Here is a 23346-nt window from a genome sequence, read left to right on the forward strand (position 1 = left end):
AATCTTTTCCCCGGCCGGAGACAACGGATAGCCATGCGCATCGCCGTGGAAACCGACCGAGCCGCGTTCCGCGCGACGGCTGAAGACGCCCCGCCCGGCGCACGGGTCCCGGTGGAGCTCCGGGTGACCGTACCGGATCCCTACGAGGCGTACCGGCGCGCCCGCGACGGCCCGGGAGGGATCTATCTCGAGACGACCGGTGGTCAGTCCGGCTGGGGCTACTTCGGCGTCGATCCGGCCGAGCGACTGACCGTCGGTCCCGACGCCGTCGTCGCGGATCCGGATCTCGCCGCGGACGCCGAAGCGGAGACGTACACCGACTATCGCCGCCCGTCGCCGACGCTGTCGGCGCTTTCCGGCGTTCTCGACGACGGAGCGCTCGTCCGAGGGGACTGTTCGGTGCCGTACCCCTGCGGCGTCGTCGGCTGGCTCTCGTACGACGTCGCCCGCGAGCTGGAAACGCTGCCGGACGAAACCGACGACGAGAGAGGCCTCCCCCGACTCCAGGCGGCACTGTTCGACCGGCTGGCGGCCTGGAAGGAACCCAACGAGGGAGACGTCACGCTCCACGTCACGGCGTGTCCGACGATCGAGGATACCGGCGCCGACCCCTCCGCCGAGACTACCTCCGACGATCTCGACGCCGTTTACGACGGCGCGATCGAACGCGCGAGAGATCTTGCCGAACGGGCGCTCGATGGCGAACCCGACGTCGGCCCCGCCCCGGTCGACGCGACCGAGGCCAGGTTCGAAAGCGACTGCGGACGTGAAGCGTTCGCCGACCGGGTCCGACAGGTCAAAGGGTACATCCGCGACGGCGACACGTTCCAGGCCAACATCTCCCAGCGGCTGGTCGCCCCGGCGGCGGTCCATCCCGTCGAGGCGTACGACGCCCTCCGGGAGGTGAATCCCGCCCCGTACTCCGGGCTGCTGGAGTTCGCCCGTGACCGGAAAACGGGAAGGGAAGGTGACGTGGACAGACCAGAGGAGACGCTCGGCGTCGATCTCGTGAGCGCCTCGCCCGAGCTGCTGTTGCACCGCGACGGCCGCCGGCTGGTGACCGAACCGATCGCAGGTACCCGCCCGCGGGGTGACACACTCGAGGAGGACGACGACTTCGAACGCGACCTCCTCGTCGACGAGAAGGAACGCGCCGAACACGCGATGCTCGTCGACCTGGAGCGCAACGACCTCGGGAAAGTCTGCGAGTACGGCACCGTGGAGGTGTCCGAGTACCGCAGAGTCGATCGCTATTCGGAGGTGATGCATCTGGTGTCACTCGTGGACGGAACCGCCCGCCCGGACGTCGATCTCGCAGACGCCCTCGGCGCGACGTTCCCGGGCGGAACGATCACCGGCGCCCCCAAACCCCGGACAATGGAGATCATCGACGAGGTGGAGAAGACCCGTCGGGGGCCCTACACCGGCTCGATGTTCGTCGCCGGCTTCGACGGAACCGCGACGAGCAACATCGTGATCCGGACGCTGACGCGGTGGCGAGACGAGTATCACCTCCGGGTCGGCGCGGGGATCGTCCACGATTCGGATCCCGACTTCGAGTACGAGGAGACGCTGGCGAAGGGACGGGCTCTCGTGACCGCGATCGACGAGGCGCTCGCGGCCGGCCGGATGCGCGTCGACGAGCCGGAGGTGAGCGATGACTGAACCGAGTGCCGAAAGGCCCGCAACGGAACGCGACGGAACGGAACGCGACGGAACGGTTCCCGCCGCGGCCCGCGGGGAACCGACCGAGACCATAAACGAGGACGCGTACCTGCCGGACCCGGACGAACGCGACGTGGACGCGACGGTGCTGGTCGTCGACAACTACGACTCGTTTGCGTACAACCTGGTCCAGTACGTCGGCGAACTCGCGGCGGAGGTGATCGTCGTTCGCAACGACGCCGTCGACATCGAGGAGGTCCGCGAGCTCGATCCCGACGGAGTGGTCGTCTCGCCGGGGCCGGGAACGCCGGCTGCGGCGGGGATCTCGATCCCGCTTTTCGACGCGCTCGCGCGTCCGGTCTTCGGCGTCTGTCTCGGCCACCAGGCGATGTGTGCCTCCTACGGCTCACCCGTGGGACACGCGCCCGACGTCGTCCACGGGAAACCCTCGACGGTAACCCACGACGGCGAGGGGCTGTTCGACGGGCTCCCCGAGCGGTTCGAAGTCGGTCGGTACCATTCGCTGTGTGTCGAGCGGACCGACCTCCCCGACGGGCTCGTCGAGACGGCCCGAACGGACGACGAGCGGGAAGTCGTCATGGGCGTCCGACACGAAAGCCGACCCCACGTCGGGGTGCAGTTCCATCCCGAAAGCATTCTCACCGAGGGAGGTAAACGGATGATCTGGAACTTCCTGAAACTCTGCGAGAGATGGGAAAATGAGTGACGACAGAAGCGCGGAAACCCGAACTGACGGCGGACCGGAATCGCTCACATACCACGTGGACGGAGAACTCGTTTCCGCCGACGAGGCGTCAGTCGCGGTGAACGATCGGGGATTTATGTACGGTGACGCGGCGTTCGAGACGCTTCGCGCCTACGGCGGCGACCTCTTCAGGTGGGGAGATCACGCCGAACGCCTGGCGAACACCTGCGAGACGCTGGAACTGGACCACGGTCTCGCCGACGAGGACCTGCGCGCCCGGATCGACGAGACGCTCGCGGCCAACGACCTCGAGGAGGCGTACGTCCGGCTGTCGATCACCAGGGGCGTCCAGCCGGGGAAGCTGACACCGGATCCGGAGGTCGATCCGACGGTCGTCGTCATCGCGAAGCCGCTCCCCCGGGGCGGCCGACCGGATCGGGGCGGTGAGCCGCGGTGGGACGGGCCCGCGTCCCTCCGGACGGTCGACGTCAGGCGCCCCCCAGAGAACGTGATGCCCTCCCATCTGAAGACGCACAACTATCTCGGAGGGATCCTGGCCCGCTTAGCGCTTCGGGGAACTGACGCCGACGAGGCGCTCCTGTGTGACGTCGAAGGCAACGTCGCGGAAGGGACGACGAGCAACGTCTTCTTCGTCGACGACCGCGCGCTGCACACCCCGAGCCTCGAGGGTCCGGTGCTGCCCGGCGTCACCCGCCAGGTGGTGCTCGAGTTGGCCCGCGAAGAGGGAATCCCGGTCGACGAGGGGACGTTCTCGCCGGCAGACGTTCGCGCGGCCGACGAGGTGTTCATCACAAACACGACCGGGGAAGTCTGGCCCGTCGCCTCGATCGACGGCGACCCCGTCGACCCAGCAGAGAGTGAGAGGTCGGACTCGCAGGGTTCGGACGCCACCTACCCCGGCGGTCCGGTGACCCGGCTGCTCGCGCGGCTGTTCGACGAACGGATCGAGTCCGAATTCTACTGAGACGGGTCCTGGACGGCCGTCCGACCGCGGCTGTCGATCAGTTCCCGTCGAGCCACGCCTCGATCTCGTCGGCGAGCAACCCCCGACGGATGATCTCGTTTCGGCCGGGATCGACGACGGTGCTTGCTCCCCCTGGCGTTTTCCCGCCGTCAATGATCGCGTCGACGGCCTCGCGTACGTCCGGGTCGATCTCCTCGATCCGACGTGCGCTGCCGGCGCCGCTCAGATTGGCGCTCGTGGCCGTAAGCGGCGGCGTCTTGCGGAGGAGCGCGAGCGCGACGGCGTGATCGGGAACCCGGATCCCGACCCGGGACAGCCCGGCGGTGAGGACGTCCGGGACCGCCGCAGTCCGGGGGACGACGACCGTCACCGGTCCCGGGAGAAACCGACGCATGAACCGCGCTGTGCGGTCGTCGACCTCGGCGACGGCCGACGCGTCGTCGACGGTCGGGACCGCGAGCGACAGCGGCTCGGATCTCGGACGCCGTTTGATCTCGAACACCCGTTCGACAGCGGCGGGATCGAGCGCATTGGTCCCCAGGCCGTAGACGGTCTCGGTGGGGTAGACGACCGTCCCACCCGCGGCGACCGCTCCGGCTGCCCCGCGAACCGCGGCGACCGTCCCCTCCTCGAGGTGGGTGTCGTCCATGTCCGTCCGTTCGATGGACGCCGAAAAAGCGTTGCGTTCGTCGGAAGGTCGCTATCTGTCCTCCCCAAGTTCACGTTTCAGGTCGTCCGCCAGGCGGTCGGCGAGTCGGGTGGGTTCGGGGAGCTTGTATCCCGCAGACAGCGCCGCGACGAGATCCCGGGCCGTCTCGGCGCTCACGCGGTGTCCCGGGCTCACGTAGAGCGGGTTGATTCGCGGTTCCCCGTCGTACTGCCTGGACTGGTATGCGTACCCGATGACAGTCCCGACTGGGGCAGTGACGTCGTCGTCGGCACCGACCCGGATGGCAGTCGACCATCCCTCGGGCCGCCCGTCGGTCGGTTCGTCGGGCGTCCCGCACAAAAGCGACTTCGCGACGCCGACCGCGGGACAGTCGAAGACGACGCCGACGTGGGTCGCGAGACCCGCCTCCCGGAAGTGGACCCGACCGGAGCCGTCGAACACGAGTAAATCCGGCTGGACGGGTAGTTGCGAGAGCGCGTCGACGATCGGCCCACCTTCGCGGAACGCTAACAGTCCGGGAATGTACGGGATCGGCGGTTCCGAGACCGCGTATGCCCACCCCACAACGGCGCCTCCCTGAAGCAGCACGACCGCGCTTATCGCGCGATCGTCGAGGAAGGCCTGGTCGATGCCAGCGACGACTGGAGGGCCGTCCGGATCAACGTCCGTGAGCGCGTCTCCCTTCGAGAACGACGCGAGCGTGTGATCCTCGGAGCGAACCTGTTCCCCGAACTGAACCGGCTCCACGAGCGAGACGTCCGCCGGAGAAAACGAGAGCGGGGTTTCGAAGACCGCGGTCGCCGCCAGTTCGCGCTGGAGAGCGAGCATCTCCTCGCGGTCGAGGCCGGGTTCGGGGAGGAACTGCGGACGAATGGGCGTCACGGGCCCTCCTCAGAACCGGCCGGGTCCGCCCGGGCCTCCGGGCCCTCCGGGGCCTCCGGGACCACCGCCGCCACCGAACTGCAGACGGCTGGGAGCGCGGAGTTTGTCCTTCAGGAGCTGTCCGTACGCGAGGCCGACAACCAGCCCGCCGAGGTGGGCGAAGTGGGCGACGTTGTCGTCGAGCGCGCCGAGGCCGGCGAAGATGCTGAACGCCGCAAAGCCGACGGTGAGCAGCCACAGCGGCATCGGGAGGACAAAGTAGAGATACACCTTCAGTTTCGGGTTCAGCACCGTGAGTACGCCCATCACGGCCATGATCGCACCGGAGGCGCCGACGACGCCGACGACCGGATCCCCGAGCAGGAACCCGCTCCCGATCTGGGCAGCGCTCGCGATGATCCCGGCACCGAGGAACAGTCCGACGAAACGTCGGGTGCCGAGACGGCGCTCGACCGGCGGGCCGAAGAAGTACAGCACGATGCTGTTTATAGCGATGTGTCCGAACCCGCCGTGAGCGAAGATCGAGGTGATCCACGTCCAGACGTACTCCAGATTGGCCGATCGAAGCACGAACAGGCTCTCGGAGACAGCACTCCCGAAGAGGAGTGCGACCAGGAACTGCAGGAAAAACGTTATCCACATCAACCCGAGGAACACGAACGTCATGTTCTCGCGGAAGTAGCTCACCAACCCGCCGGTCGACGTCTCCCGTTCGACGCGCCGTTTCACGCGCGTTCCGACCCCAGAACCGACCGTATCCCGTCCCTCACGGTCCTGGACGCTGTCGTCGAAGCCCGAGTCGAAGACGCCACCGGGGTCGTTCCAATCGTCGAGTCCTGGACAGTCGTGATTCTCCGGGAGCCGATGGTCCGCACAGAACGTCCGCCCACACCGATGACACTGGTACGGCAGGTTCTCGTACTCCCCACACTCGTCACAGGTGGCCATCACCCAACGTTACGCGGTCACACTAAAATGGATTCCCCTCTCGACGCAGTCGGCAGGCCGATCGGAGACCGACCGCCCGCGAACCGCGACTGCGTGACCAGTCGGGTAGCAGTCACTCCTCGCCGTTCCGGTCGGCCTGCAGGCGCCGGGCCTGCTCCGGATCGAAGTTGGTCGGCACGACGGTCGGGTGGTCGATCCCGAAGCGTGATTCGGTAGTGGCCATCTCTGGTCGTTCGTACGTGTCTCACCCTCTAAAAATTACCCATACGCATAACACATCGCCAGTCGGTGGTCGAATAACTCGGGGACATGCTCAAAACAGGGAGTTATTTCGATCCCGAAGCGGATGTTCGGGCCGAATACGCGCCTGGCGAACTCGAACTAGCCGAAGTGCTTCTCGTACAGGTCCTGTGCGTGTTCGATCGCGTCGAAAGCGGCCTCGCGGCCCTCCCAACCGAGCGTCTCGACCTCCTTGCCTTCCTCGAGGTTCTTGTAGGTCGCGAAGAATTCGTCGATCTCGTCGATCGTCTGCTGGGGGATATCCTCGAGGTTCTGGAGATGGTCGAACCGCGGATCCTCGCTGGGGACTGCGATCACCTTGTCGTCCTGCTCGCCGTCGTCGTCCATCTTCATCAGTGCGATCGGACGTGCCTCGATGACACAGCCGGGGAAGGTCTGATCCTCGACGAGCACGAGCACGTCGAACGGATCGCCGTCGTCGTAGTACGACCGGGGAATGAACCCGTAGTCGGAGGGATAATGGACGTTCGAGTGGAGCACTCGATCGAGAACGACGCCGGGGATATCCTTGTCGTACTCGTACTTGTTGCGTTCGCCTTTCAGACACTCGACGACAGCGTAGATCGTTTCCGGCGGGTTCGGTCCCGTCTCGAGATCTGCCCAGAGGTTCGTCATGCACGCTACGCTTCCGCCAACGGGAGCAAAGTCCTTTCGACATGCGGGATCCGCCGGGAGAACCGTCCGGATCGGAAGAAAGATCGAACAGTTTTGGATGTTTTTTCCTATGATAATTCTTTACGAACGGTTGTTTTCGGGAAAATCCACCACACTCAACGAAGAAATATAATGAAAAAATACCATCAACTTGTTCCCAGTTACTAAGTGTTAAATATGCGGGTATCCTTCAGGCAGGTATGTCAGAGGCACAAACAGTTGAGGACGAAGTAGGCGTGGTGCGTGACCTCACGGCGTTCCAGCAGAATATCCTGACCATCCTCTCGAAGGAACCGATGTACGGGCTCGCCATCAAGCGGGAACTCGAGGCGTACTACGGGACGGAGGTTAATCACGGACGACTGTACCCCAACCTCGACGACCTCGTCGAACTCGGCCTGGTCGAAAAGAGCGAACTCGACAAGCGAACCAATCAGTACGAACTGACCCGTGCGGGCCATGACGCCGTGTTGAGTCAGCTCGAGTGGATCTTCGAGAAGTTCGTCACCGACGAGGAACGCGCCGGGGAGATCGAGGCGCTCGTCGACGAACAGCTGTAGTTTCGGGCACGACCGGAGCCGACATCGGCCGCCTCGGGCACGGCCGGTTCGGGACGACGGACTCCCGACGGTTCACTTCGACTCTCTCGAAAGCTGCGTTCCCGGGGGAAGCGACGCGTCAGCTACCTCGAACACGTACGCCAGCGACTGGGCGATCCGATCGCGCTGTTCGTCGCTCGGCCAGGCGTTTCTGGGGAAGTACTCCCCTCTGAACTCCGAGATTTCGTCTGCCGTCGCCCGTTCGACCTGCTTGACGTAGTGGTTCCCCATGAAGTCAGCGAATGCGCGAACGTTCGCTCCGTGGATGGGGCCGTACTCTTCGGCCACCGCTTCGACGATTTCGGCGTTGTGTGTCTCGACCTCGTCGTAGCGATCGGGATCCCCCGGCCCGGAAAGCGGAATCTCGCTGGCCCGACCCGTCTCCTCGATCCGGTCTATCTGGGCAGTCCCGTCCTCGATCCACTCGGACGGATAACAGACGAGCGTGTCGTCGTCCTCGCGGAACCGCGGCGCGAACCCGTACTCCTCGAGAAGTCGATCGCGCTCGCGACGATACAGGGCGGTCTCGTCGTCGTCGGTCGCCCGTCTCGCGAGGCGGGTGAGCCGTTCTGCCTCGTCGACGACTGCCTCCGGAAGTTCCTCGCTCGACTGTCCGTTGTCGTGGGAGTCTATGTCAGCCATCGAGCGCCTCGTTCGCCAGTTCGTCGGCGCGGTCGTTTATCTCCCGCGGAACGTGTGCGATCGACCACCGGTCGAACGACGACAGGAGTTCGCGAACCCGAACCCGGTGTTCGCGCAACGTCGGATCGTTCGCGTCCCACTCTCCTCGAACTTGTTTGACGATGAGCTCCGAATCCCCGCGGACATCGACCTCGTCGAACCCATAGTCCCGGGCCGCCTCCAGCGCTCCGAGGAGGGCGCGATACTCTGCCTGGTTGTTCGTCGCCTCGCCGATCCGCTCGCCACCCTCGGCGACGATACCGTCGCTCGTGACCAGCACCCACCCGACCGCCGCCGGACCGGGGTTCCCCCGGCTCGCACCGTCGAAATAGACGTGTGCTCGGCCACCCCCCTCCTCGAGCAGAAGGGTGAGATCTGTCGGCGAGGCGCCCTGGACGACGATTTTGTCGGCGTACGCGACGGCGACAGCGTCCCCCCGCTTTGCGCGCCACTCCTCGTGGTCGGTGTTGCCCGGCGTGACGTCGACGCCAGCCGCCTCGAGACGCTCGCGGGCGGCGTCCGGATCAGCCTCGATAACCGGCATACCTGCCGTCGTTGGCGTGGACGTTTAGCTGGTTCGGCTGCCGCCGAAGATCCGGAATTTTCCGCCGCATGAATCAACCTTTAAGTACGAATGTCGGAATACTATAAAAATGCGATGACACGGCCCACGCGTCAGCGGGAGCAACGAGAGCGGACGTGGCAGGAAGAAGACGAAGACGCCGGCGAAGAGGAGATCGACCTCGACGAGGTCGATCCGGAAGATCTAGTCAGAACGGCTGACGGGGAACTCATACACGAGGAGACTGGTCTCATCGTCGAAGAGGAGCAGATCGATCCCGGACCGGAGTGGCGGGCATTCAACCACTCCGAGCGACAGGAGAAGTCGCGGGTCGGCGCACCGACGACCCGGACGATGCACGACAAGGGGCTGACGACGACGATAGACTGGAAGGACAAGGACGCCTACGGGCGGTCGATCTCCTCGAAGAAGCGCTCCCAGATGCACCGGCTGCGCAAGTGGCAGGAACGCATCCGAACCAAGGACGCGGGCGAACGCAACCTCCAGTTTGCCCTCTCGGAGATCGACCGCATGGCCTCCGCGCTCGGCGTCCCACGATCGGTACGGGAGGTCGCCTCCGTTATCTACCGTCGCGCGCTCGATGAAGACCTCATCCGCGGCCGCTCCATCGAGGGCGTCGCCACCGCCGCCCTTTACGCCGCCTGCAGGAAGGAAGGGATCCCCCGATCGCTCGAGGAAATATCCGAGGTTTCGCGGGTCGAACGCAAGGAGATCGGCCGAACGTACCGGTACATCTCCCAGGAACTGGGCCTGGAGATGAAGCCGGTCGACCCGAAAAAGTACGTTCCCCGGTTCTGTTCGGAACTCGAACTCTCCGAGGAGGTACAGGGGAAGGCGAACGAGATCATCGAAACCACTGCCGAGAAGGGTCTCCTCTCGGGGAAATCCCCCACCGGCTACGCCGCCGCCGCCATCTACGCCGCCTCGCTTCTGTGCAACGAGAAGAAAACCCAGCGCGAAGTCGCTGACGTCGCCCAGGTCACCGAAGTCACCATCCGCAACCGCTATCAGGAACAGATCGAAGCGATGGGGATCCACAGCTGATCGGTCGCTCTCACCGTCCACGTTTTTGTACGATCACGAACCAGCCGACCCGTGACCTGACGATCGGTCCGCGTGCGGTTCCGGCGGGTGTCCGGTGTGCCGCCGCGGAAACGGGAATACACCGGCTGTTCGCCACTCTTCGGAATGCTTTCCGCATGTCGCCGAGAAGCTGAGAGCGACACCGAAGAAACGTTGAAGCGTTCCCCCGGCCAACCACCGGTGAATGCGGCTGGACGAGTATCTCGACCTCGAGGTGAACGACCGGGCCCGTCGGCGACGGCTCGCCGAGGAGAAGTCCTACAAGATCCTCGACCACCTCGAAACGTTCCAGGACCGCTTCGAGGAGACGGTCTCGGGCGACGCCGTCGTCGGGAGCGTTTCTCCGTCCATCTTCGTCGGCCGAACCGGCTACCCGAACGTGTCGGCCGGGATTCTCTCGCCCGTCGGTCGCGAGGCGGACGCCGACCGCTTTGCAACCAGTGCCGACTGGTACGAGGAGGGAATTTCGATCGAAGGAGTCTTTCGACGGCGGACGAGCCTGCTCAACTCCACCAGCAGCGTCGACGTCAGGAAAGGTTCCACCGGGTTCGAAACCGGAGGCGGCGTCGGAACTGGAGACGGCAGGGGCTCCGTCTACGACGCCTGGGACGGATTTCTCGGTACCCAGCGGGAGGTCGCAATCGCCGACCGACCCGTCGGCGTCGAAATCGGTCTCGAGGACCGGCCCGATCTCGATTTCGACGTAAGCGACGCCGACGTGTCAACGCCGACCGGTCCGCGGGCGCCCGCCGACCGCGCGGACCTCACGGAGAACCCCCACGTCCCCCGGCCGGTTCAAAAGACGCTCGAGGACGACGACTGGCGGGCGACCGGCGCGATGAACTACCTCTACCGACGGGGATTCGACGTCTACGAGATCAACACGATCCTGTCGGCCGGCGCGCTCGGCGAGCGGGAGAACCGCCGGCTCGTACCGACGCGGTGGTCGATCACAGCCGTCGACGACACCGTGGGACAGTTCCTCCGTGGGACGATCCGGAACGCCCCAGGGATCGACACCGTGGAAGTCCATCGGAACGACTATCTCGGAAACGCCTTCTGGATCGTGCTCGCGCCGGGGAACTGGGAGTTCGAGCTCGTCGAAATGAAAGCCCCGGGGTCCATCTGGAACCCGGATCCCGAGGCGGGCGTCTGGCTCGCAGCCGACGCTGAAGGCCGGGAGGGTCGAACGGGATACGTCGAGGAGACTGCGGGCGCCTACTACGCCGCCCGGCTTGCGGTCCTCGAACATCTCCAGGACCGCGGTCGCCAGGCCAAGGCGCTCGTGCTCCGGCACGTCTCCGACGACTACTGGGGCCCGGCCGGGGTCTGGCAGGTCCGGGAGACGGTCCGGAACGCGTTCGACGACGAGCCGGGCGAAGCGGAGACGTTCGGCGACGCAGTCCGTGGGATCGCTCCCCACCTCCCCGTTTCCCTCGCGGATCTCCGGCGAAAGTCGAGAATGTGTGCCGGGCTACAGACGTCGCTTGCGGAGTTCGGCTCGCGAGCACGGTGACCGCCGGAACGGTTTTTTGAGTTCCGCTCCGTGGCCCCGGTATGGTGCTTCAGGTTCCCGGCGGTCCGGAACTGCTGGTCGTCCTGCTCATGCTCGCGTTTTTCGGCGCGTTCGTCGGAGTCGCAGTGATCGTCGCCGTGGTCCTCCTGCGCCGCGGGTCGGGGGATCGATCCACGGATCAGCCGGACGCGGATCTGCAGGCGAAAGTCGACGAACAGAACCGGCGGATCGACGAACTCGAGTCGGAACTCGCCGCCAGGCGAGACGAACCGGGGCGAGATGAAAGCGACCGGTAGCGCTCACCTGCTCCGGTCGGCCTCGAGTTTCTCGAAGGCCGTGTCGACGAGTTCGGCGGTGTCGGCGACGATCCGGTCCATCTCCGCGTCGTCGACTGCCATCCCGAGCAGTCGCGCGATCCGCATGATCGAGACGTGGTACACCACCTGCACCCCCGGCTCCCGCTCCCAGACGACCATGTTGCACGGAAACAGCGCGCCGATCCGGCCGTCAGTCGCGTCCAGCGCGCGATCGGCTACTGCCGGGTTGCACGCCCCGAGAACGTAGTAGGGATCGCGGTCGGCGTCGACCTTCTCGTTGAGCAGTTCCGACGGCGAGAACTCGACGGGGATCCCGAAACCGACGCCCTCACAGACCTCCCGCACGTGCTCGATGGCTTCCTCGTGTCCCATCCCGAGGGTCGTTTGCTGTTCGCCGTACTCCTCGGGGTCGATCTCGTCCGGATCGAAGGGTAACGTCATACCGACGGGTAGGGCCGAGTGAGCAAAAGTCTTCGTCGGCCGGCTACTCGGTCGCGACGGGGCCGCGGCCGGCGACAGCCTCGATCTCCGCGACGAACGCCTGTCTGGAGTCGAAATACGTTTCGTCGACCTCCTCGAGCAGCTCCGAGATGAGTTTCGGTCCGTCGGGTGTCCGGATCTCGGCGTCACCCTCCTGGGCCTCGACGTCGCTTTTGGTCTGGGGCCACGTCAGCCGGGCGGCGACACGCGAAAGCGGTGCCCCCTCGACGTCGGGGCCCTCTCCCAGTTCGACGGTCGGTTCCTCCGGCTCCTCGGATTCCTCGTCGCTCATGTCCGCATCTCTTCGGCCGACGATAGTAGTCCTTTCGGGACGTGACGACCGACGACATGCCTCGGTTTCCCGTCGTGCGTGCGTCTGACATATCCTTTTGGGGGACGATCACGTACTCGCGCGTATGACCAGTCTCTCGGAGGCGTACGGGGATGGGCCGGGGACGGAGGTCGACCTCCGACGGCTGTACCTCGGGATCGGGCTGTTTCTCGGGGGGGTGTTACTCGTCGTCGCCGGGATACTCGCGGCAGGGACCGAGATCCTCACCACGAGAGGGTACTCGCTGGGCGAGGCTCGGCTGTACGGCGGCGTGCTCGGCGGGCTCGGCGTTCCGGCGGTATTTCTGGGCATCTTCGCCGTGCTACCGGCGAGCCGGGCGACCCGCGCCGCGGCGACCGTCGGTGCCGCAGTCGCCATCCTGGGCGTCGCGATGTTCTACCACGCGTATCCGTGCCAGTGGATCGGCTCCAACTGTGGGGAGGGGCTCGCCGACCTGACGCTTGCTACCTCGAGTATCTACTTCCTCGGTACGCTGACGACGTTCTGGTGTCTGTTCGTCGGCGTCGCCAACTTCAAACGCCGGAACGACCCGGGTGGGACGGTGACGATGGAAGTCACGCGGAAAGGCGAAACGAAAATTGTCGAGGTCGAACGCGGGTCCCGCGGGCTCGGTGGCATCGGCTTCCTGGGATCGACCCCGGACGGCGACGTGGACACGCAGACGAACCGAACCGGCGGGGGCCGATCGAGTCGGTCATCGGGACCGGCCACGGGACCATCGCCGACGAGCGCGCCCTCGAGCGACGGCGGCGCGGAGACAACGGGCATCTCATCCCCGCTGGATACGTCTTCGCCGGACAACACGTCCTCCACCGTCCCCTCCCGGAGCAACCCATCCCGGAGTACCCAATCCCGGAGCGCTGCTTCGACGAGTTCCTCCGGTGGGACGACCGACTCCCCGACTAATGTGTCGAACGGGGCGCGGAAATCACGAGGAGGCAGTTCGAGGGCGGGAGCCGATCGCGCGTCCAAATCCACTGCGGACAAGTACTGCGGCTCGTGTACGCAGTTCCGGTACGTCAGAACCCCGGAAGGAATGCAGCCGTACTGTGACTTCCACGACGGGCGGATGGACGACATGGACGCCTGCGAGGACTGGACGCCGAGGGGTCGCTGACTTCCACTCTGCGATCACCCGGTTCGAACGTCCGCGAGTCTCGCTTCGACATCGGCCCAGTGACTCCCCTTCCAGAACCACTGCCCACAGTCGCGACACCGCCAGACTGGATCCTGGTCGGGGACGTACTCGGGTCGAGACGCGTCGGAGGCCGGTGTCTCGAGACGCCCGTTACACCGGCCACACCGCGCCGGTGGATCCGAAAGCGAGAGGTCGAAACCGGCGTCGCGAAGCTCTCGGAGCTGGTCTGTCACCTCGCGTTCGACCAGTAACACCGACCCCGGTGGCGTCTCGCCGTTCGGCTCGGCTGCCGTGTGGTCGGCGAGCGAGCGGTCCCTGGTGAGGAGGATCCGGTTTTCTTCGCTGGCTGCTGCGCGCAGTTCCTCGTCGCCTTCGATCCCCCGATCGAGGGCGTAGGCAGTGTCGTAGCCGCACATCCGGAGGTACGTCGCCAACTTGCCCAGCATGGCATCCAGCAAGAGGCGGCGTCCGTCCCCGGATTCCGGTGGTCGGGTCACGACTCCAGGAACGACCGTACTGCGGAACCGTCCCACGTGTTGAGCACGTCTGCCGCCTCGGCCCACCCCCGTCGGGCCGTGTGAACACCGTACCGCACGTAGTCGAACTCGCCGGGGCTGTGAGCGTCGGTGTTCACGACGATCGGGACGCCCGCCTCGACGCAGCGCCGGATCGGTTCGTCCGCCAGGTCGAGCCGCGCTGGGTTGGCGTTCACCTCGAGCGCAACGTCGTGGTCGGCAGCCGCCTCGACGACGCGGCTCACGTCGACGTCGAGCCCGGGGCGGCTGTTGATGATCCGACCCGTGGGATGGCCGATCACGTCGGTGTGAGGGTGCTCGATCGCCCGACAGAGGCGTTCAGTCGCCCTTTCGCCAGCCTGGTCGAGCGCGCTGTGTGGCGAGGCGATCACGATGTCCAACTCCGCAAGAACGTCGTCGTCCGTCGTGACGACCCCCTCCGAATCGATGTTCGCTTCGATCCCGTGGAACAGTTCGAGGTCGACCTCCTCGGCGACCGACGCGACGACGTCACCCTGCTCTCTGATCTCAGCGTCCGAAAGCCCCGCGTTGCCGAAGACGCCAGGTCCCTCGGCGTGGTCGGTGACCGCGTAGTAGTCGTAGCCGCGCTCCGCTGCCGCAGTGACCATCGTCTCGAGGTCGTCTCTCCCGTCGGACCAGTCCGTGTGAGTGTGCAGGTCACCCCGTACGTCCTCGGGATCGACGAGATCCGGGAGGTCACCGGCCTGTGCGGCCTCGATCTCGCCGCGGTCCTCGCGCAACTCCGGCGGGATGAGCGGGAGGTCGAGCACGTCGTACATTTCCGCCTCCGTCTCGCCGGCGATCCGCTTGCCGATCCGCTGGTCGGCGTCGGGATCCTCGACGTCGCTCACGTCGAAGACGCCGTACTCGTTCATCTTGAGGCCGCGATCGATCGCGAGGTTTCGGAGGTGGACGTTGTGGTCCTTGCTTCCGGTGAAGTACTGGAGCGCCGATCCGAACTCGTCGGGATCGACGACCCGGAGGTCGACCCGCATGCCGTCGGCGCGAACGCTCCCCTTCGAGGTGCCCGACTCGATCACCGCGTCGACGGCGTCCCACTCGGTGAACGCCTCGAGCACCGCCGGTCCGTCCGTGCTCGCGACGAGGACGTCGACGTCGCCGACGGTCTCGCGCCACCGCCGGATCGATCCGGCTGTTTCGGCGGTCTCGACCGCTGGCGACTCCCGAAGCGTCGCGAGCAGGTCGTCTGCGACTGGACGGGCGTTCCCGAGCCGTGACCGCTGTTGGGATTTCCGGGCGAACGGAATGTTTTCGAGGATGTTCTCCTCGGTCTTCGCGCCGAATCCCCTCACCTCCCGGATTTCGCCCGCCTCGGCGGCCGCCTCCAGCTCCTCGAGTGTCGTGATCGAGAGCGCCTCGTACAGCGTACCGACGGTTTTGGGCCCGACCCCGGAGACGCTCGTGAGCGCCGCCATGTCGACGGGAAGCTCCTCCCGAAGCTCGTCGAGTTCCTCGATCCCGCCGGTCTGGACGTACTCAACGATCTTCGCCGCGATGGCGTCGCCGACCCGATCGATCTCGGCGACGGCGTCCTCGCCGGCCTTCGCCAGCGCCTCGACCGGTTCGGGATACTCCCGGACGTTCTCGGCGGCGCGCCGGTAGGCGTTCGGCTTGTACTCGACGCCCTGCGCCTCCAACAGGTCCGCGAACTCCTCGAGACGACGGGCGATTTCGTCGTTTCGGCTCATGGACTGGTTTCGTCCCCGCTCCCCTAGATCCTTTGTGCTCGTTGGCCGTCTGTGCAGCTATGGCCGAACCGCTTCTCGCCGCGATCGACGGCACCTTCCTTGCCGGCCTCGCAGGCATTCTCGTACTGATCGGCGTGAGCGCCTTCTTCTCGAGCAGCGAACTCGCGCTGTTTTCGCTCGCCCAACACCGGGTCGACGCCCTCGAAGCCGAAAGCAGGGCCGGCGCGGTCGTCGCCCGGTTACGGGATGACCCTCACCGGCTGCTGGTAACCGTACTCGTCGGCAACAACGTCGCCAACATCGCCGCGGCGTCGATCGCGACCGCGGTGCTGGTCAGGACGCTGCCTTCGGGGGAGGCCGTTGCGGTGTCGACAGTCTTCACCAGTTTCTTCGTGCTCATTCTCGGGGAAATCGCTCCCAAATCCTACGCGGTGACCAACGCGGAACCGTGGGCGCTTCGCGTCTCGCGTCCACTCGCGCTTGCAACCCGGGTCATGTATCCCGTCGTCTACGTCTTCGAGGTCGCAACCAGGGCCGTAAACCGACTCACTGGCGGCAGTTCGGAGTTCGAGACGTACCTGACCCGGGAGGACATCGAAACCATCGTGACGACGGGGGAACGGACCGGCGCACTCGATTCCGACGAGGGATCCATCATCCGGTCGGTGCTCGACCTGGAGGAGACGCCAGTCAAGGCTGTGATGGTGCCCAGACGCGACATGGTGACCGTCCCCGTCGACGCCGAACTCGACACCGTGATCGACACCTGCGTCGACGCGACGGTGACCCGTGTTCCGGTGTACGGCAACAATCGCGACGACGTCCGTGGAATCGTCGACGTTCGGGACGTGCTTGCCGCACGTCGGGCCGGAGGATCGCTCGCAGACGCCATGGAGGAACCCCGGTTCGTGCCGGCGACGATGTCCGTCGACGATCTGCTCGCGGAGATGCAACGGGACGGACGGCGGATGGTGCTCGTGGTCGACGAGTTCGGCTCCGTCGACGGGCTGGCGACCCTCGAGGACGTTCTCGAGGAAGTTGTCGGGGAGATCGTCGACGTCCACGAATCCGAGCCGATCGAGGTGGTCGACGCGACGACGGCGGTCGTCCGTGGCTGGACCACCGTCGAGTACGCAAACGAGTCACTCGACATCTCGCTTCCGACCGCCGACGTCTACGAGACGGTTGCCGGCCTCCTTGCCGCCCACGCGGGACGGCTCGTCGAGGAAGGCGAACGGTTCGAGTTCGGAGACGCGACGGTGACGGTGCTTTCCGCCTCGCCGACCCGCGTTCTTCGGGTCAGGATCGAGCGAACCCGGTCGGAGTCGTGACCGGCCGAACCGCGTCCGCGACCGCGACCACCCCGATATAAAAGGGATCGGGACACCACTGTCGAACATGCGACTCATCGCGTTCGACTTCGATGGAACCCTCTCGGATTCGGAAATGACCGTGTTGCTGGCTCGACGAGCGGACGTCGAATCGGAAGTGGCCGAGATCACCGAGCGGGCGATGAACGACGAGTTGAGCTACGCCGAGAGCCTCCGGGAGCGCGCCGCCTTGCTCGAGGGGCTCCCGGAGAAGGACGTGACGGCGGCTTACGGCGAGGTGACCCTTCGCCCGGGTGCCGGGCGGCTCATCGAACGGCTCCGAGAGGAGGGTCACGAAGTAGCAATTCTCACGGGGGGTTTCGATCGGGGCGTCGAAGCCGCACTCGACTCGGCTGGCGTCGACGTCGACCACGTGATCGCGAACCGGCTGCCGATCCGCGGCGGTCAGCTCAACGGGAACGTCGGCGGTCCGCTGGTCGAAGGGACGAAAGACGAGGCACTCGAGGACCTCGCCGAGGAGATCGGCGTCCCGATGGCGAGAACCGTCGCGGTCGGCGACGGCGCGAACGACCTTCCGATGCTGGAGGTCGCCGGGCTCTCGGTGGGGTATCTCCCGAAGGATGCGGTCCGTCCGGCCTGTGACGTCGTCGTCGCCTCGATGTCCCGGCTGGCGCGCGTGTTCGAGGAACGAGGGCTGCTTTCGGCCCGAGACGACCGGTAACTACCCGTCTCTCGGCAGCTATTCCGACTCCGCCCGGCGTGTCGCTTCCTCGACGACCGCACGGGCGAGCGCCTCGAAGGTGGCGTCCTCGGGCACGACGTCGACGTCGATCCCGCGGGATTCGGCCGTGTTCCGTGTCGGCTCGCCGATCGCACCGACGACTGCACGATCGAGTCCCGAGAGGGCGTCCTCGCGAACGCCCCGCTCCTCGGCCGCCTCCAGGAAGTGTTCGACAGTCAGCGACGACGTGAACGCCGCCGCGTCGAGGTCGCCGAGGGCGGCGAGTTCGGCGGACTGCCCGGACGCTGGTGGCCGGACGAGTTTATAAAGAATCGTCTCGTTGACGTCGGCGCCCGCCTCCCGGAGTCCCTCCAGAAGCACCGGGCTGCCGTGATCGCTGCGCGCGACCTCGACAGTACGGCCGTCGACCCGCCCGTCGAGCGCCTCGACGAGCCCCGAAGAGGTGTACTCGTCGGGGACGACGTCGACAGCCCAGCCCATCTCGCGGGCCGCCGCCGCCGTCGCCGGACCGATCGCGACGAGGGTGACCGCCTTGCCGTCCGGACCGGCCTCCTCGGGCGACCAACCCGCCTCGGCGGCGAGTTCGACGCCGGTCTTGCTCGTGAGGACGACGAGTTCCGCCGACGCCGGAGCGGCGCCGGTCGGCTCGACGGCCAGCATCGGATCGGCGATCGGCTCGACTCCCAGCTCCTCGAGCAGATCGACTGCCGTCCGGATGCGGTCGTCGTCCGGACGAAACACCGCGACTCGGGACGGCGGGCTCACGCGTCTCCCCCCTCGGCGCGTTCGCGGGCCTCGTCAATGAGGTCGGCTGCGCCCCGATCTGCGAGGTCGTCGGCGAACTCTGCAGCCGCCTCCGCGTGTGATTCGACCGGGAGATCCCGGGTGTCGTTTATGACCGTCTCCCCGTCGGTGCTCGACACCTGTGCCCGCGCGTGGACGTACTCGCCCTGCAGGATGGCGTTGACGCCGATTGGCGCGATGCAGCCGCCACCCAGCTCCGCGAGGACGGTCCGTTCGACTGTCGTCGTGATCCTCGTCGGGGGATGGTCGATGCGAGACCGAACCAGGTCGATCACGTCCGGGTCGGCGGCGGTAACCGCAATCGCTCCCTGTCCAGGGGCGGGGACGAACTGCGAGCGTTCGAGCCGCTCCGTCTCGACGTCGTCGAACAGGCCGCTCCGGCGCAGGCCCGCCTCCGCGAGGACGATCGCGTCGTACTCCGGGTCGACCGTCCGTTCCATTGCGTTCCGTTCGAGTTCAGTCAGGTCGTCGAACCACTCCTCGGCGGTGCGGTCGAACGTGACGTCCTCGTCGAACGCCTCGTCCGATTCGGCCTCCAGCCGCCGTTCGTGCTCCCGCTGCAGCGACGGCGCGAGCAGCTTTTCCAGGCGGGTGTCGACGTTGCCACGGAGCGGTTCGACCTCGAGATCCGGGCGCGCGTTGGATAGCTGTGCGCCTCGACGAAGCGACGACGTACCGACGGTGGCACCGTTGGGAAGCTCCGCGAACGGGGTCCCGTCGGGCGTGACGAGCACGTCACCGGCGGGAGCCCGTTCCGGGACGCCGGCGACGACCAGGTCATCAGGGAACTCCGTCGGCATGTCCTTCATGGAGTGGACGGCCGCGTCGACCTCCCCCTCGAGCACCTTCTCGTCCAGCGCCCGGACGAACGCCCCCGTCCGGCCCAGCCGATGAATCAGCTCGTCGGTGATTCGATCCCCGCGCGTTTCGATCTCCACGAGTTCGACGTCGAGCCGTCGGCTCGACAGCGAGTCGCGGACGGTTGTCGCCTGTCGGCGCGCGAGGGTCGAACCCCGTGTCGCGAGCCGTAACGTACCCTCGTCCATACCGGATGTGGTCGGCGCGGCGTGAAAAGGACACCAGTTCCGTCCGCTTCGAGATCACGCCCGCTCTGCGGTGAGCCAAAGGCCGACCGCGATCGTCGCCGCCGTGGCCATCGCGGCCGCGAGCAGCGCGAATGCGGGGCGGAAGCCGACTCCGTCCGAGATAACCCCGATTATCACGGGGGCGACCGCGCCCGCCCCCATCAATCCGGTTCGGACGACTCCGAGCGCGCCGCCGGCGATGTCGTCGGGCAGGACGACCATGAGATACGAGCCCCGCACCGGCCTGAACCCGTGCATCCCGATCCCGCCGACCGCGACCGCGACCGCGACACCGAGGGCACCCCCGGGCGTGCCCCCGATCGGGAGCAGCACCAACGCGAGCACGCCGGCCGTGGCCAGCGACAGCGCCGCGACGATCACGGGAAGCTGTCCCGCCCGGTCGCTCGCCTCCCCCGAGAACAGCTGGACAAAACTGACCAGAAACAACAGGCTGTACAGTCCGCCGGCGGTCGCCGCCGCAAGCCCGGCTTCGCGGGTGAGATACAGCGGAAGAAAGGCTACCAGTCCGTTGTACGCGAACGAAAACGACAGCGTCACCACGACGAACGCGGCGAGACGACGACCGGAAAACAGCCTCACGTATCGTCGGAGGGCGGGATTCGAGCCAGTCTTCTCCTCGACGGATCGGTCGTCGTCGACCGAATCGCCGGAATCGACGTCGGCTGATTCGCCGACGGCGGATTCGGCGGCGGGTGATTCCGCGACGGCGGATTCGGTCTCGGCGTGTTCGGCCTGGAGTCGACCGGGAACCCGCCGGAGGAACGCAACCGCGAGGGCGACGCCGACGAGTCCCGCCGAAAAGAAGAGCCATCGCCAGGGATCACCCGGGAGCCCCGAGAGCAGCCCGGTGGTGAACGCGACGACGGCGATCGGCGCGACAACGCCGCCGAACGTTCCGACCGTATCGAACGCGCCCAGCGCCCGACCAGTCCGGGCCGGATAGACGCGGGCGAGCAGCCGGATGGCGACCGTCTTGTGGGCGCCGGTCCCCCCACCCATCACGAGCATCGTCGCGACGAGGACGCCGAACCCGGCGGCAGCCCCGGCGACGGAGCCGACCGCCACGGCGAGCGCCCCGACCGCTGCAAGCGCTGCACCCGCGACGACGACCCGCACCGATCCCAGCCGGTCCGCGAGCGCGCCGGAGGGGAACTGCATCGCGGCGTACACGAGCATGAACCCGGTGAACGCTGCGCCGACTTCCGCGTTCGAGACGCCGTACGTCCCCTGAAACGGTTCGAAAAGCGGCGGGAACGCGTACCGGAGGAACTTCCCGAGAAACCAGATGGCCGCGGTCAGCGCGAGGACGTCGAAGCGTGTGAGCCCTCCGAGGCGGTCGCGGAGGCGTCGACTGGCGCCACGTCCGTCGCCGGGGTTTCGGCCCACGGCGTCAGCCGAACGGACCCTTGCCGCCGCCCAGCTCCTCGAGGTCGCCCATGCCGCCGGCGCCGCCCCCGCCGCCGAACTTCTTCATCATCCGCTGCATGTCGCCCTCGCCCATCCCCTGGAACTGTTTGAGCGTCCGCTCCATCATCTTGTGCTGTTCGAGGAGTTCCCGGATGGTCTCCTCGTCGACGCCGGAGCCGCGGGCGATGCGCTCGACGCGCGATCGGCCGACGATTCTGGGGTTCTCCAGTTCCTCGTCTGTCATCGAGTCCATCGCGACGTCGAACCGGCGCATCCGGTCCTGGGTGACGTCCATCGCGTCGTCGGGCAGCTGATCCATCAGCCCGCCGCCGAGTCCGGGGATCATGTCCATCACCTGGTCCAGCGGCCCCATCCGGTTCATCGCCTCCATCTGGCGCTGCATGTCCTTCAGGGTGAACTCCCCTTCCAGCAGGTCCTCGGGTTCCCAGTCGTCGTCCTCCTGTTGGGTCTCCTGCATCGCGCGTTCGACCCGCTCGGAGAGCTGCTTGAGATCGCCCATCCCGAGCAGCCGGGAGATGAACCCGGAGGGTTCGAACCGCTCGATGTCCTTTACGGTCTCCCCCGTCCCGAGGAACGCGATCGAGGAGTCGGTCTCGTTGACGGCGGTCAGCGCCCCGCCACCTTTCGCAGTCCCGTCGAGTTTCGTGATGACGACACCCTGGATGCCGACAGAACTCTCGAACTCCCGGGCCTGGTCTCTGGCGCCCTGCCCGATCGCCGCATCGAGCACGAGCAAGGAGACGTCCGGGGCGACCGTCGCCTCGATCTCCTCGATCTCGTCGATGAGGTCGTCCTCGAGGGCGTGGCGGCCGGCGGTGTCGACGATCCGGACGTCGGCGTCCGCGGTCGCCTCCATTCCCGCACGGGCGATCTCGACGGGGTCGTTCTCGTCAGGATCGCCGTAAAACTCCACCTCCGCCCGCTCGCACATCTGCTTGGCCTGGTCGTACGCGCCCGGGCGGAACGTGTCCGTCTGGATCACCGCCGGCCGGAGACCCTTCTTCGAGAACCACCACGCCATCTTGGCGGCGGTGGTGGTCTTCCCCGACCCCTGCAGGCCGGCGAGCATGATCGTCTGGGGCTCCAGCGGCAGTTCCGTGGATTCTCCGACGAGATCGACGAGTTCCTCGTAGACGATCTTCAGGACGTGATCTCGCGCGGTCGTTCCGGCCGGGGGGTCCTCCGACAGCGCACGCTGTTCGATGCTGTCGGACAGCTCCATCACCAGCCCGACCTCGACGTCCGCCTGCAGGAGGGCGCGCTGGATCTCCTTTACGACCTCCCCGACGTCGTCCTCGTCGATGCGGGACTTCCCGCGGAGGTCGTTGAGAGTCCCCCGAAGGGAACTCCCGAGGTCGTCGAGTACCATTTGACGGCCCGTACGCCGTCAGGCCGGTAAAGCCTTCCTTTCGTCTTTTTGTTGCTCCCGTCCGCCGGCGACTACTCCCGGGGGGCGTCCCGCATGTCGCGCTCGGCGGGGTACGACTGGGCACCGCCGCAGGACTTGCGGGCGACGACAGTCGCGATCGTCGACGGCCTGCCGTCCTCCTTCCCGTGTCGTGTCGCCTCCGCGTAGTGAAGCACCGTCAAGTCGAGGCACGACCGGAGCAGGTCGTTCGACCTGAACCGAACCCGGTCGTCGGAGGGGCCGACCTCGACGGGATCGCTCGACCGCAGGTGGTGTTCGTACACCAGCACGCCTCCGGGCGCGAGTGCTTCCTTGAGCTCCGGCAGCAGCTCGGGGGAATAAAAGAAGCTCACGACGATCAGGTCGTACGCCCGGGGTTCGAGCTGGAACGCCCCCTCGGGATCGGTGACGTCGGCGCGGATCCAGTCGATCTCGAGGTCGAGTTCGTCGGCACGAGCACGCGCCTGCGCGAGCGCCTCGTCGGAAACGTCGACCGCCTCGACGTCGTACCCGTGTTCGGCGAGAAACAGCGCGTTCCGACCGCTCCCCGTCGCCACGTCGAGCGCCCGGCCGTCGGGCAGCGTGTCGATCCGGCGGGCCAGCTCGGGAACGGGATCGTCGGGGAGCTCGAACTCGTCGTCCCTGTACCGTTCGTTCCATCGGTCGCGGTCGTCGGTCACGGACGAAACGGCGCGCCGCGTCGGGATAATACGCCCGATTAAC

Annotated in this window: 25 protein-coding genes; 10 read left to right on the plus strand and 15 right to left on the minus strand. The window is 66.5% G+C overall.

Features of this window, described 5'->3' with window-relative positions; genetic code table 11:
* Positions 1 to 33: 33 nt before the first annotated feature.
* Genes RH858_RS05915 through RH858_RS05925 form a run of 3 tightly spaced genes read left to right on the plus strand, consistent with a single transcriptional unit; the run spans position 34 to position 3356 of the window.
* Positions 34 to 1665, plus strand: coding sequence for an anthranilate synthase component I family protein (locus tag RH858_RS05915; protein WP_310561338.1), 1632 nt, complete (start codon positions 34 to 36; stop codon positions 1663 to 1665).
* The gene (locus RH858_RS05920) at positions 1658 to 2392 is read left to right on the plus strand and encodes an aminodeoxychorismate/anthranilate synthase component II (protein WP_259534526.1); all 735 of its coding nucleotides are present in this window, start codon (positions 1658 to 1660) and stop codon (positions 2390 to 2392) included. The genes RH858_RS05915 and RH858_RS05920 overlap by 8 nt, the downstream gene beginning before the upstream one ends.
* Positions 2385 to 3356, plus strand: a complete 972-nt coding sequence (locus RH858_RS05925; RefSeq protein ID WP_259534525.1) for an aminotransferase class IV — start codon at positions 2385 to 2387, stop codon at positions 3354 to 3356. Before RH858_RS05920 ends, RH858_RS05925 begins: the two co-directional genes overlap by 8 nt.
* A gap of 37 nt (positions 3357 to 3393) precedes the next feature.
* Here the strand turns inward: RH858_RS05925 and RH858_RS05930 are convergent, their stop codons facing one another.
* The 4 genes from RH858_RS05930 to RH858_RS05945 all read right to left on the minus strand — a co-directional run bounded on the left by RH858_RS05930 (position 3394) and on the right by RH858_RS05945 (position 6771).
* Complete coding sequence (locus RH858_RS05930) at positions 3394 to 4005, minus strand: L-threonylcarbamoyladenylate synthase (RefSeq protein WP_259534523.1); 612 nt, start codon at positions 4003 to 4005, stop codon at positions 3394 to 3396.
* Positions 4006 to 4056: 51 nt separating this feature from the next.
* A complete protein-coding gene (locus RH858_RS05935; protein ID WP_259536491.1) occupies positions 4057 to 4854 on the minus strand; it encodes an endonuclease V in 798 nt (265 codons plus the stop codon).
* 63 nt (positions 4855 to 4917) lie between these two features.
* Positions 4918 to 5856, minus strand: a complete 939-nt coding sequence (locus tag RH858_RS05940) for a rhomboid family intramembrane serine protease (RefSeq protein ID WP_259534522.1) — start codon at positions 5854 to 5856, stop codon at positions 4918 to 4920.
* Positions 5857 to 6237: 381 nt separating this feature from the next.
* Positions 6238 to 6771, minus strand: a complete 534-nt coding sequence (locus RH858_RS05945; protein WP_259534521.1) for an inorganic diphosphatase — start codon at positions 6769 to 6771, stop codon at positions 6238 to 6240.
* 239 nt (positions 6772 to 7010) lie between these two features.
* Here RH858_RS05945 and RH858_RS05950 point away from each other — a divergent pair, with 239 nt between their 5' ends.
* Positions 7011 to 7370, plus strand: coding sequence for a PadR family transcriptional regulator (locus RH858_RS05950; RefSeq protein ID WP_259534520.1), 360 nt, complete (start codon positions 7011 to 7013; stop codon positions 7368 to 7370).
* A gap of 72 nt (positions 7371 to 7442) precedes the next feature.
* Here RH858_RS05950 and RH858_RS05955 read toward each other — a convergent pair whose 3' ends face one another.
* Positions 7443 to 8051 (minus strand): rnhA operon protein, encoded by a 609-nt coding sequence (locus RH858_RS05955; RefSeq protein WP_310561339.1) that lies wholly within the window; start codon positions 8049 to 8051, stop codon positions 7443 to 7445.
* Complete coding sequence (rnhA, locus tag RH858_RS05960) at positions 8044 to 8634, minus strand: ribonuclease HI (RefSeq protein WP_310561340.1); 591 nt, start codon at positions 8632 to 8634, stop codon at positions 8044 to 8046. The genes RH858_RS05955 and rnhA overlap by 8 nt, the downstream gene beginning before the upstream one ends.
* Positions 8635 to 8748: 114 nt before the next feature.
* Between rnhA and RH858_RS05965 the strand changes: the two genes are divergently transcribed.
* The 3 genes from RH858_RS05965 (at position 8749) to RH858_RS05975 (ending at position 11568) form a co-directional block, all read left to right on the plus strand.
* Positions 8749 to 9717 (plus strand): transcription initiation factor IIB, encoded by a 969-nt coding sequence (locus RH858_RS05965; RefSeq protein ID WP_259534516.1) that lies wholly within the window; start codon positions 8749 to 8751, stop codon positions 9715 to 9717.
* 223 nt (positions 9718 to 9940) lie between these two features.
* Complete coding sequence (nreA, locus tag RH858_RS05970; RefSeq protein WP_310561341.1) at positions 9941 to 11272, plus strand: DNA repair protein NreA; 1332 nt, start codon at positions 9941 to 9943, stop codon at positions 11270 to 11272.
* Between the two features lie 41 nt (positions 11273 to 11313).
* The gene (locus tag RH858_RS05975) at positions 11314 to 11568 is read left to right on the plus strand and encodes a hypothetical protein (RefSeq protein ID WP_259534512.1); all 255 of its coding nucleotides are present in this window, start codon (positions 11314 to 11316) and stop codon (positions 11566 to 11568) included.
* 3 nt (positions 11569 to 11571) lie between these two features.
* Here RH858_RS05975 and RH858_RS05980 read toward each other — a convergent pair whose 3' ends face one another.
* On the minus strand, positions 11572 to 12030 hold the full coding sequence (locus tag RH858_RS05980) for a DUF302 domain-containing protein (RefSeq protein WP_259534511.1): 459 nt from the start codon (positions 12028 to 12030) through the stop codon (positions 11572 to 11574).
* Between the two features lie 43 nt (positions 12031 to 12073).
* Complete coding sequence (locus RH858_RS05985; RefSeq protein ID WP_259534510.1) at positions 12074 to 12361, minus strand: DUF5789 family protein; 288 nt, start codon at positions 12359 to 12361, stop codon at positions 12074 to 12076.
* Between the two features lie 124 nt (positions 12362 to 12485).
* Here RH858_RS05985 and RH858_RS05990 point away from each other — a divergent pair, with 124 nt between their 5' ends.
* Entirely contained in the window at positions 12486 to 13538 is a 1053-nt protein-coding gene (locus RH858_RS05990; protein ID WP_259534508.1) for a ribonuclease BN, read from the plus strand.
* Positions 13539 to 13552: 14 nt separating this feature from the next.
* Here the strand turns inward: RH858_RS05990 and RH858_RS05995 are convergent, their stop codons facing one another.
* On the minus strand, positions 13553 to 14056 hold the full coding sequence (locus tag RH858_RS05995; protein WP_310561342.1) for a Mut7-C RNAse domain-containing protein: 504 nt from the start codon (positions 14054 to 14056) through the stop codon (positions 13553 to 13555).
* Positions 14053 to 15804: a DNA polymerase/3'-5' exonuclease PolX gene (gene polX, locus RH858_RS06000; protein ID WP_310561343.1), complete on the minus strand. Its 1752-nt coding sequence runs from the start codon at positions 15802 to 15804 to the stop codon at positions 14053 to 14055. The genes RH858_RS05995 and polX overlap by 4 nt, the downstream gene beginning before the upstream one ends.
* 59 nt (positions 15805 to 15863) lie before the next feature.
* Between polX and RH858_RS06005 the strand changes: the two genes are divergently transcribed.
* Together RH858_RS06005 and serB are read left to right on the plus strand one after the other, a co-directional pair.
* Positions 15864 to 17135: a hemolysin family protein gene (locus RH858_RS06005; RefSeq protein WP_310561344.1), complete on the plus strand. Its 1272-nt coding sequence runs from the start codon at positions 15864 to 15866 to the stop codon at positions 17133 to 17135.
* Positions 17136 to 17202: 67 nt separating this feature from the next.
* Positions 17203 to 17856 carry a phosphoserine phosphatase SerB gene (serB, locus tag RH858_RS06010; RefSeq protein WP_259534504.1) on the plus strand — a complete coding sequence of 218 codons (654 nt, stop codon included), beginning with the start codon at positions 17203 to 17205 and terminating at the stop codon, positions 17854 to 17856.
* An 18-nt stretch (positions 17857 to 17874) separates the two neighbouring features.
* Here serB and RH858_RS06015 read toward each other — a convergent pair whose 3' ends face one another.
* From RH858_RS06015 to RH858_RS06035, 5 genes are all read right to left on the minus strand, one after another.
* Positions 17875 to 18642, minus strand: coding sequence for a uroporphyrinogen-III synthase (locus RH858_RS06015; RefSeq protein ID WP_259534503.1), 768 nt, complete (start codon positions 18640 to 18642; stop codon positions 17875 to 17877).
* Positions 18639 to 19727: a hydroxymethylbilane synthase gene (gene hemC / locus RH858_RS06020; RefSeq protein WP_259534502.1), complete on the minus strand. Its 1089-nt coding sequence runs from the start codon at positions 19725 to 19727 to the stop codon at positions 18639 to 18641. Before hemC ends, RH858_RS06015 begins: the two co-directional genes overlap by 4 nt.
* Positions 19728 to 19781: 54 nt before the next feature.
* Complete coding sequence (locus RH858_RS06025; RefSeq protein ID WP_259534501.1) at positions 19782 to 21173, minus strand: MFS transporter; 1392 nt, start codon at positions 21171 to 21173, stop codon at positions 19782 to 19784.
* Between the two features lie 4 nt (positions 21174 to 21177).
* A complete protein-coding gene (locus tag RH858_RS06030) occupies positions 21178 to 22584 on the minus strand; it encodes a signal recognition particle protein Srp54 (protein WP_310561345.1) in 1407 nt (468 codons plus the stop codon).
* A 71-nt stretch (positions 22585 to 22655) separates the two neighbouring features.
* A complete protein-coding gene (locus tag RH858_RS06035; protein WP_310561346.1) occupies positions 22656 to 23303 on the minus strand; it encodes a class I SAM-dependent methyltransferase in 648 nt (215 codons plus the stop codon).
* Between the last annotated feature and the right edge of the window lie 43 nt (positions 23304 to 23346).

This window comes from Halalkaliarchaeum sp. AArc-GB (assembly GCF_031432225.1).
Classification (GTDB): Archaea; Halobacteriota; Halobacteria; order Halobacteriales; family Haloferacaceae; genus Halalkaliarchaeum.

What these genes read in the sequence shown, in the direction of transcription:
- RH858_RS05980 (WP_259534511.1), bottom strand. Translation starts at nt 12,030, where the DNA reads ATGACGTTACCCTTCGATCCGGACGAGATCGACCCCGAGGAGTACGGC.
- serB (WP_259534504.1), top strand. Translation starts at nt 17,203, where the DNA reads ATGCGACTCATCGCGTTCGACTTCGATGGAACCCTCTCGGATTCGGAA.
- RH858_RS06030 (WP_310561345.1), bottom strand. Translation starts at nt 22,584, where the DNA reads ATGGTACTCGACGACCTCGGGAGTTCCCTTCGGGGGACTCTCAACGAC.
- RH858_RS05945 (WP_259534521.1), bottom strand. Translation starts at nt 6,771, where the DNA reads ATGACGAACCTCTGGGCAGATCTCGAGACGGGACCGAACCCGCCGGAA.
- RH858_RS05950 (WP_259534520.1), top strand. Translation starts at nt 7,011, where the DNA reads ATGTCAGAGGCACAAACAGTTGAGGACGAAGTAGGCGTGGTGCGTGAC.
- RH858_RS05990 (WP_259534508.1), top strand. Translation starts at nt 12,486, where the DNA reads ATGACCAGTCTCTCGGAGGCGTACGGGGATGGGCCGGGGACGGAGGTC.
- RH858_RS05930 (WP_259534523.1), bottom strand. Translation starts at nt 4,005, where the DNA reads ATGGACGACACCCACCTCGAGGAGGGGACGGTCGCCGCGGTTCGCGGG.
- RH858_RS05915 (WP_310561338.1), top strand. Translation starts at nt 34, where the DNA reads ATGCGCATCGCCGTGGAAACCGACCGAGCCGCGTTCCGCGCGACGGCT.
- RH858_RS05925 (WP_259534525.1), top strand. Translation starts at nt 2,385, where the DNA reads ATGAGTGACGACAGAAGCGCGGAAACCCGAACTGACGGCGGACCGGAA.
- RH858_RS05935 (WP_259536491.1), bottom strand. Translation starts at nt 4,854, where the DNA reads ATGCTCGCTCTCCAGCGCGAACTGGCGGCGACCGCGGTCTTCGAAACC.
- RH858_RS05975 (WP_259534512.1), top strand. Translation starts at nt 11,314, where the DNA reads ATGGTGCTTCAGGTTCCCGGCGGTCCGGAACTGCTGGTCGTCCTGCTC.
- rnhA (WP_310561340.1), bottom strand. Translation starts at nt 8,634, where the DNA reads ATGCCGGTTATCGAGGCTGATCCGGACGCCGCCCGCGAGCGTCTCGAG.
- RH858_RS06005 (WP_310561344.1), top strand. Translation starts at nt 15,864, where the DNA reads ATGGCCGAACCGCTTCTCGCCGCGATCGACGGCACCTTCCTTGCCGGC.
- RH858_RS05985 (WP_259534510.1), bottom strand. Translation starts at nt 12,361, where the DNA reads ATGAGCGACGAGGAATCCGAGGAGCCGGAGGAACCGACCGTCGAACTG.
- RH858_RS05965 (WP_259534516.1), top strand. Translation starts at nt 8,749, where the DNA reads ATGACACGGCCCACGCGTCAGCGGGAGCAACGAGAGCGGACGTGGCAG.
- RH858_RS05940 (WP_259534522.1), bottom strand. Translation starts at nt 5,856, where the DNA reads ATGGCCACCTGTGACGAGTGTGGGGAGTACGAGAACCTGCCGTACCAG.
- polX (WP_310561343.1), bottom strand. Translation starts at nt 15,804, where the DNA reads ATGAGCCGAAACGACGAAATCGCCCGTCGTCTCGAGGAGTTCGCGGAC.
- RH858_RS05920 (WP_259534526.1), top strand. Translation starts at nt 1,658, where the DNA reads ATGACTGAACCGAGTGCCGAAAGGCCCGCAACGGAACGCGACGGAACG.
- RH858_RS05955 (WP_310561339.1), bottom strand. Translation starts at nt 8,051, where the DNA reads ATGGCTGACATAGACTCCCACGACAACGGACAGTCGAGCGAGGAACTT.
- hemC (WP_259534502.1), bottom strand. Translation starts at nt 19,727, where the DNA reads ATGGACGAGGGTACGTTACGGCTCGCGACACGGGGTTCGACCCTCGCG.
- nreA (WP_310561341.1), top strand. Translation starts at nt 9,941, where the DNA reads ATGCGGCTGGACGAGTATCTCGACCTCGAGGTGAACGACCGGGCCCGT.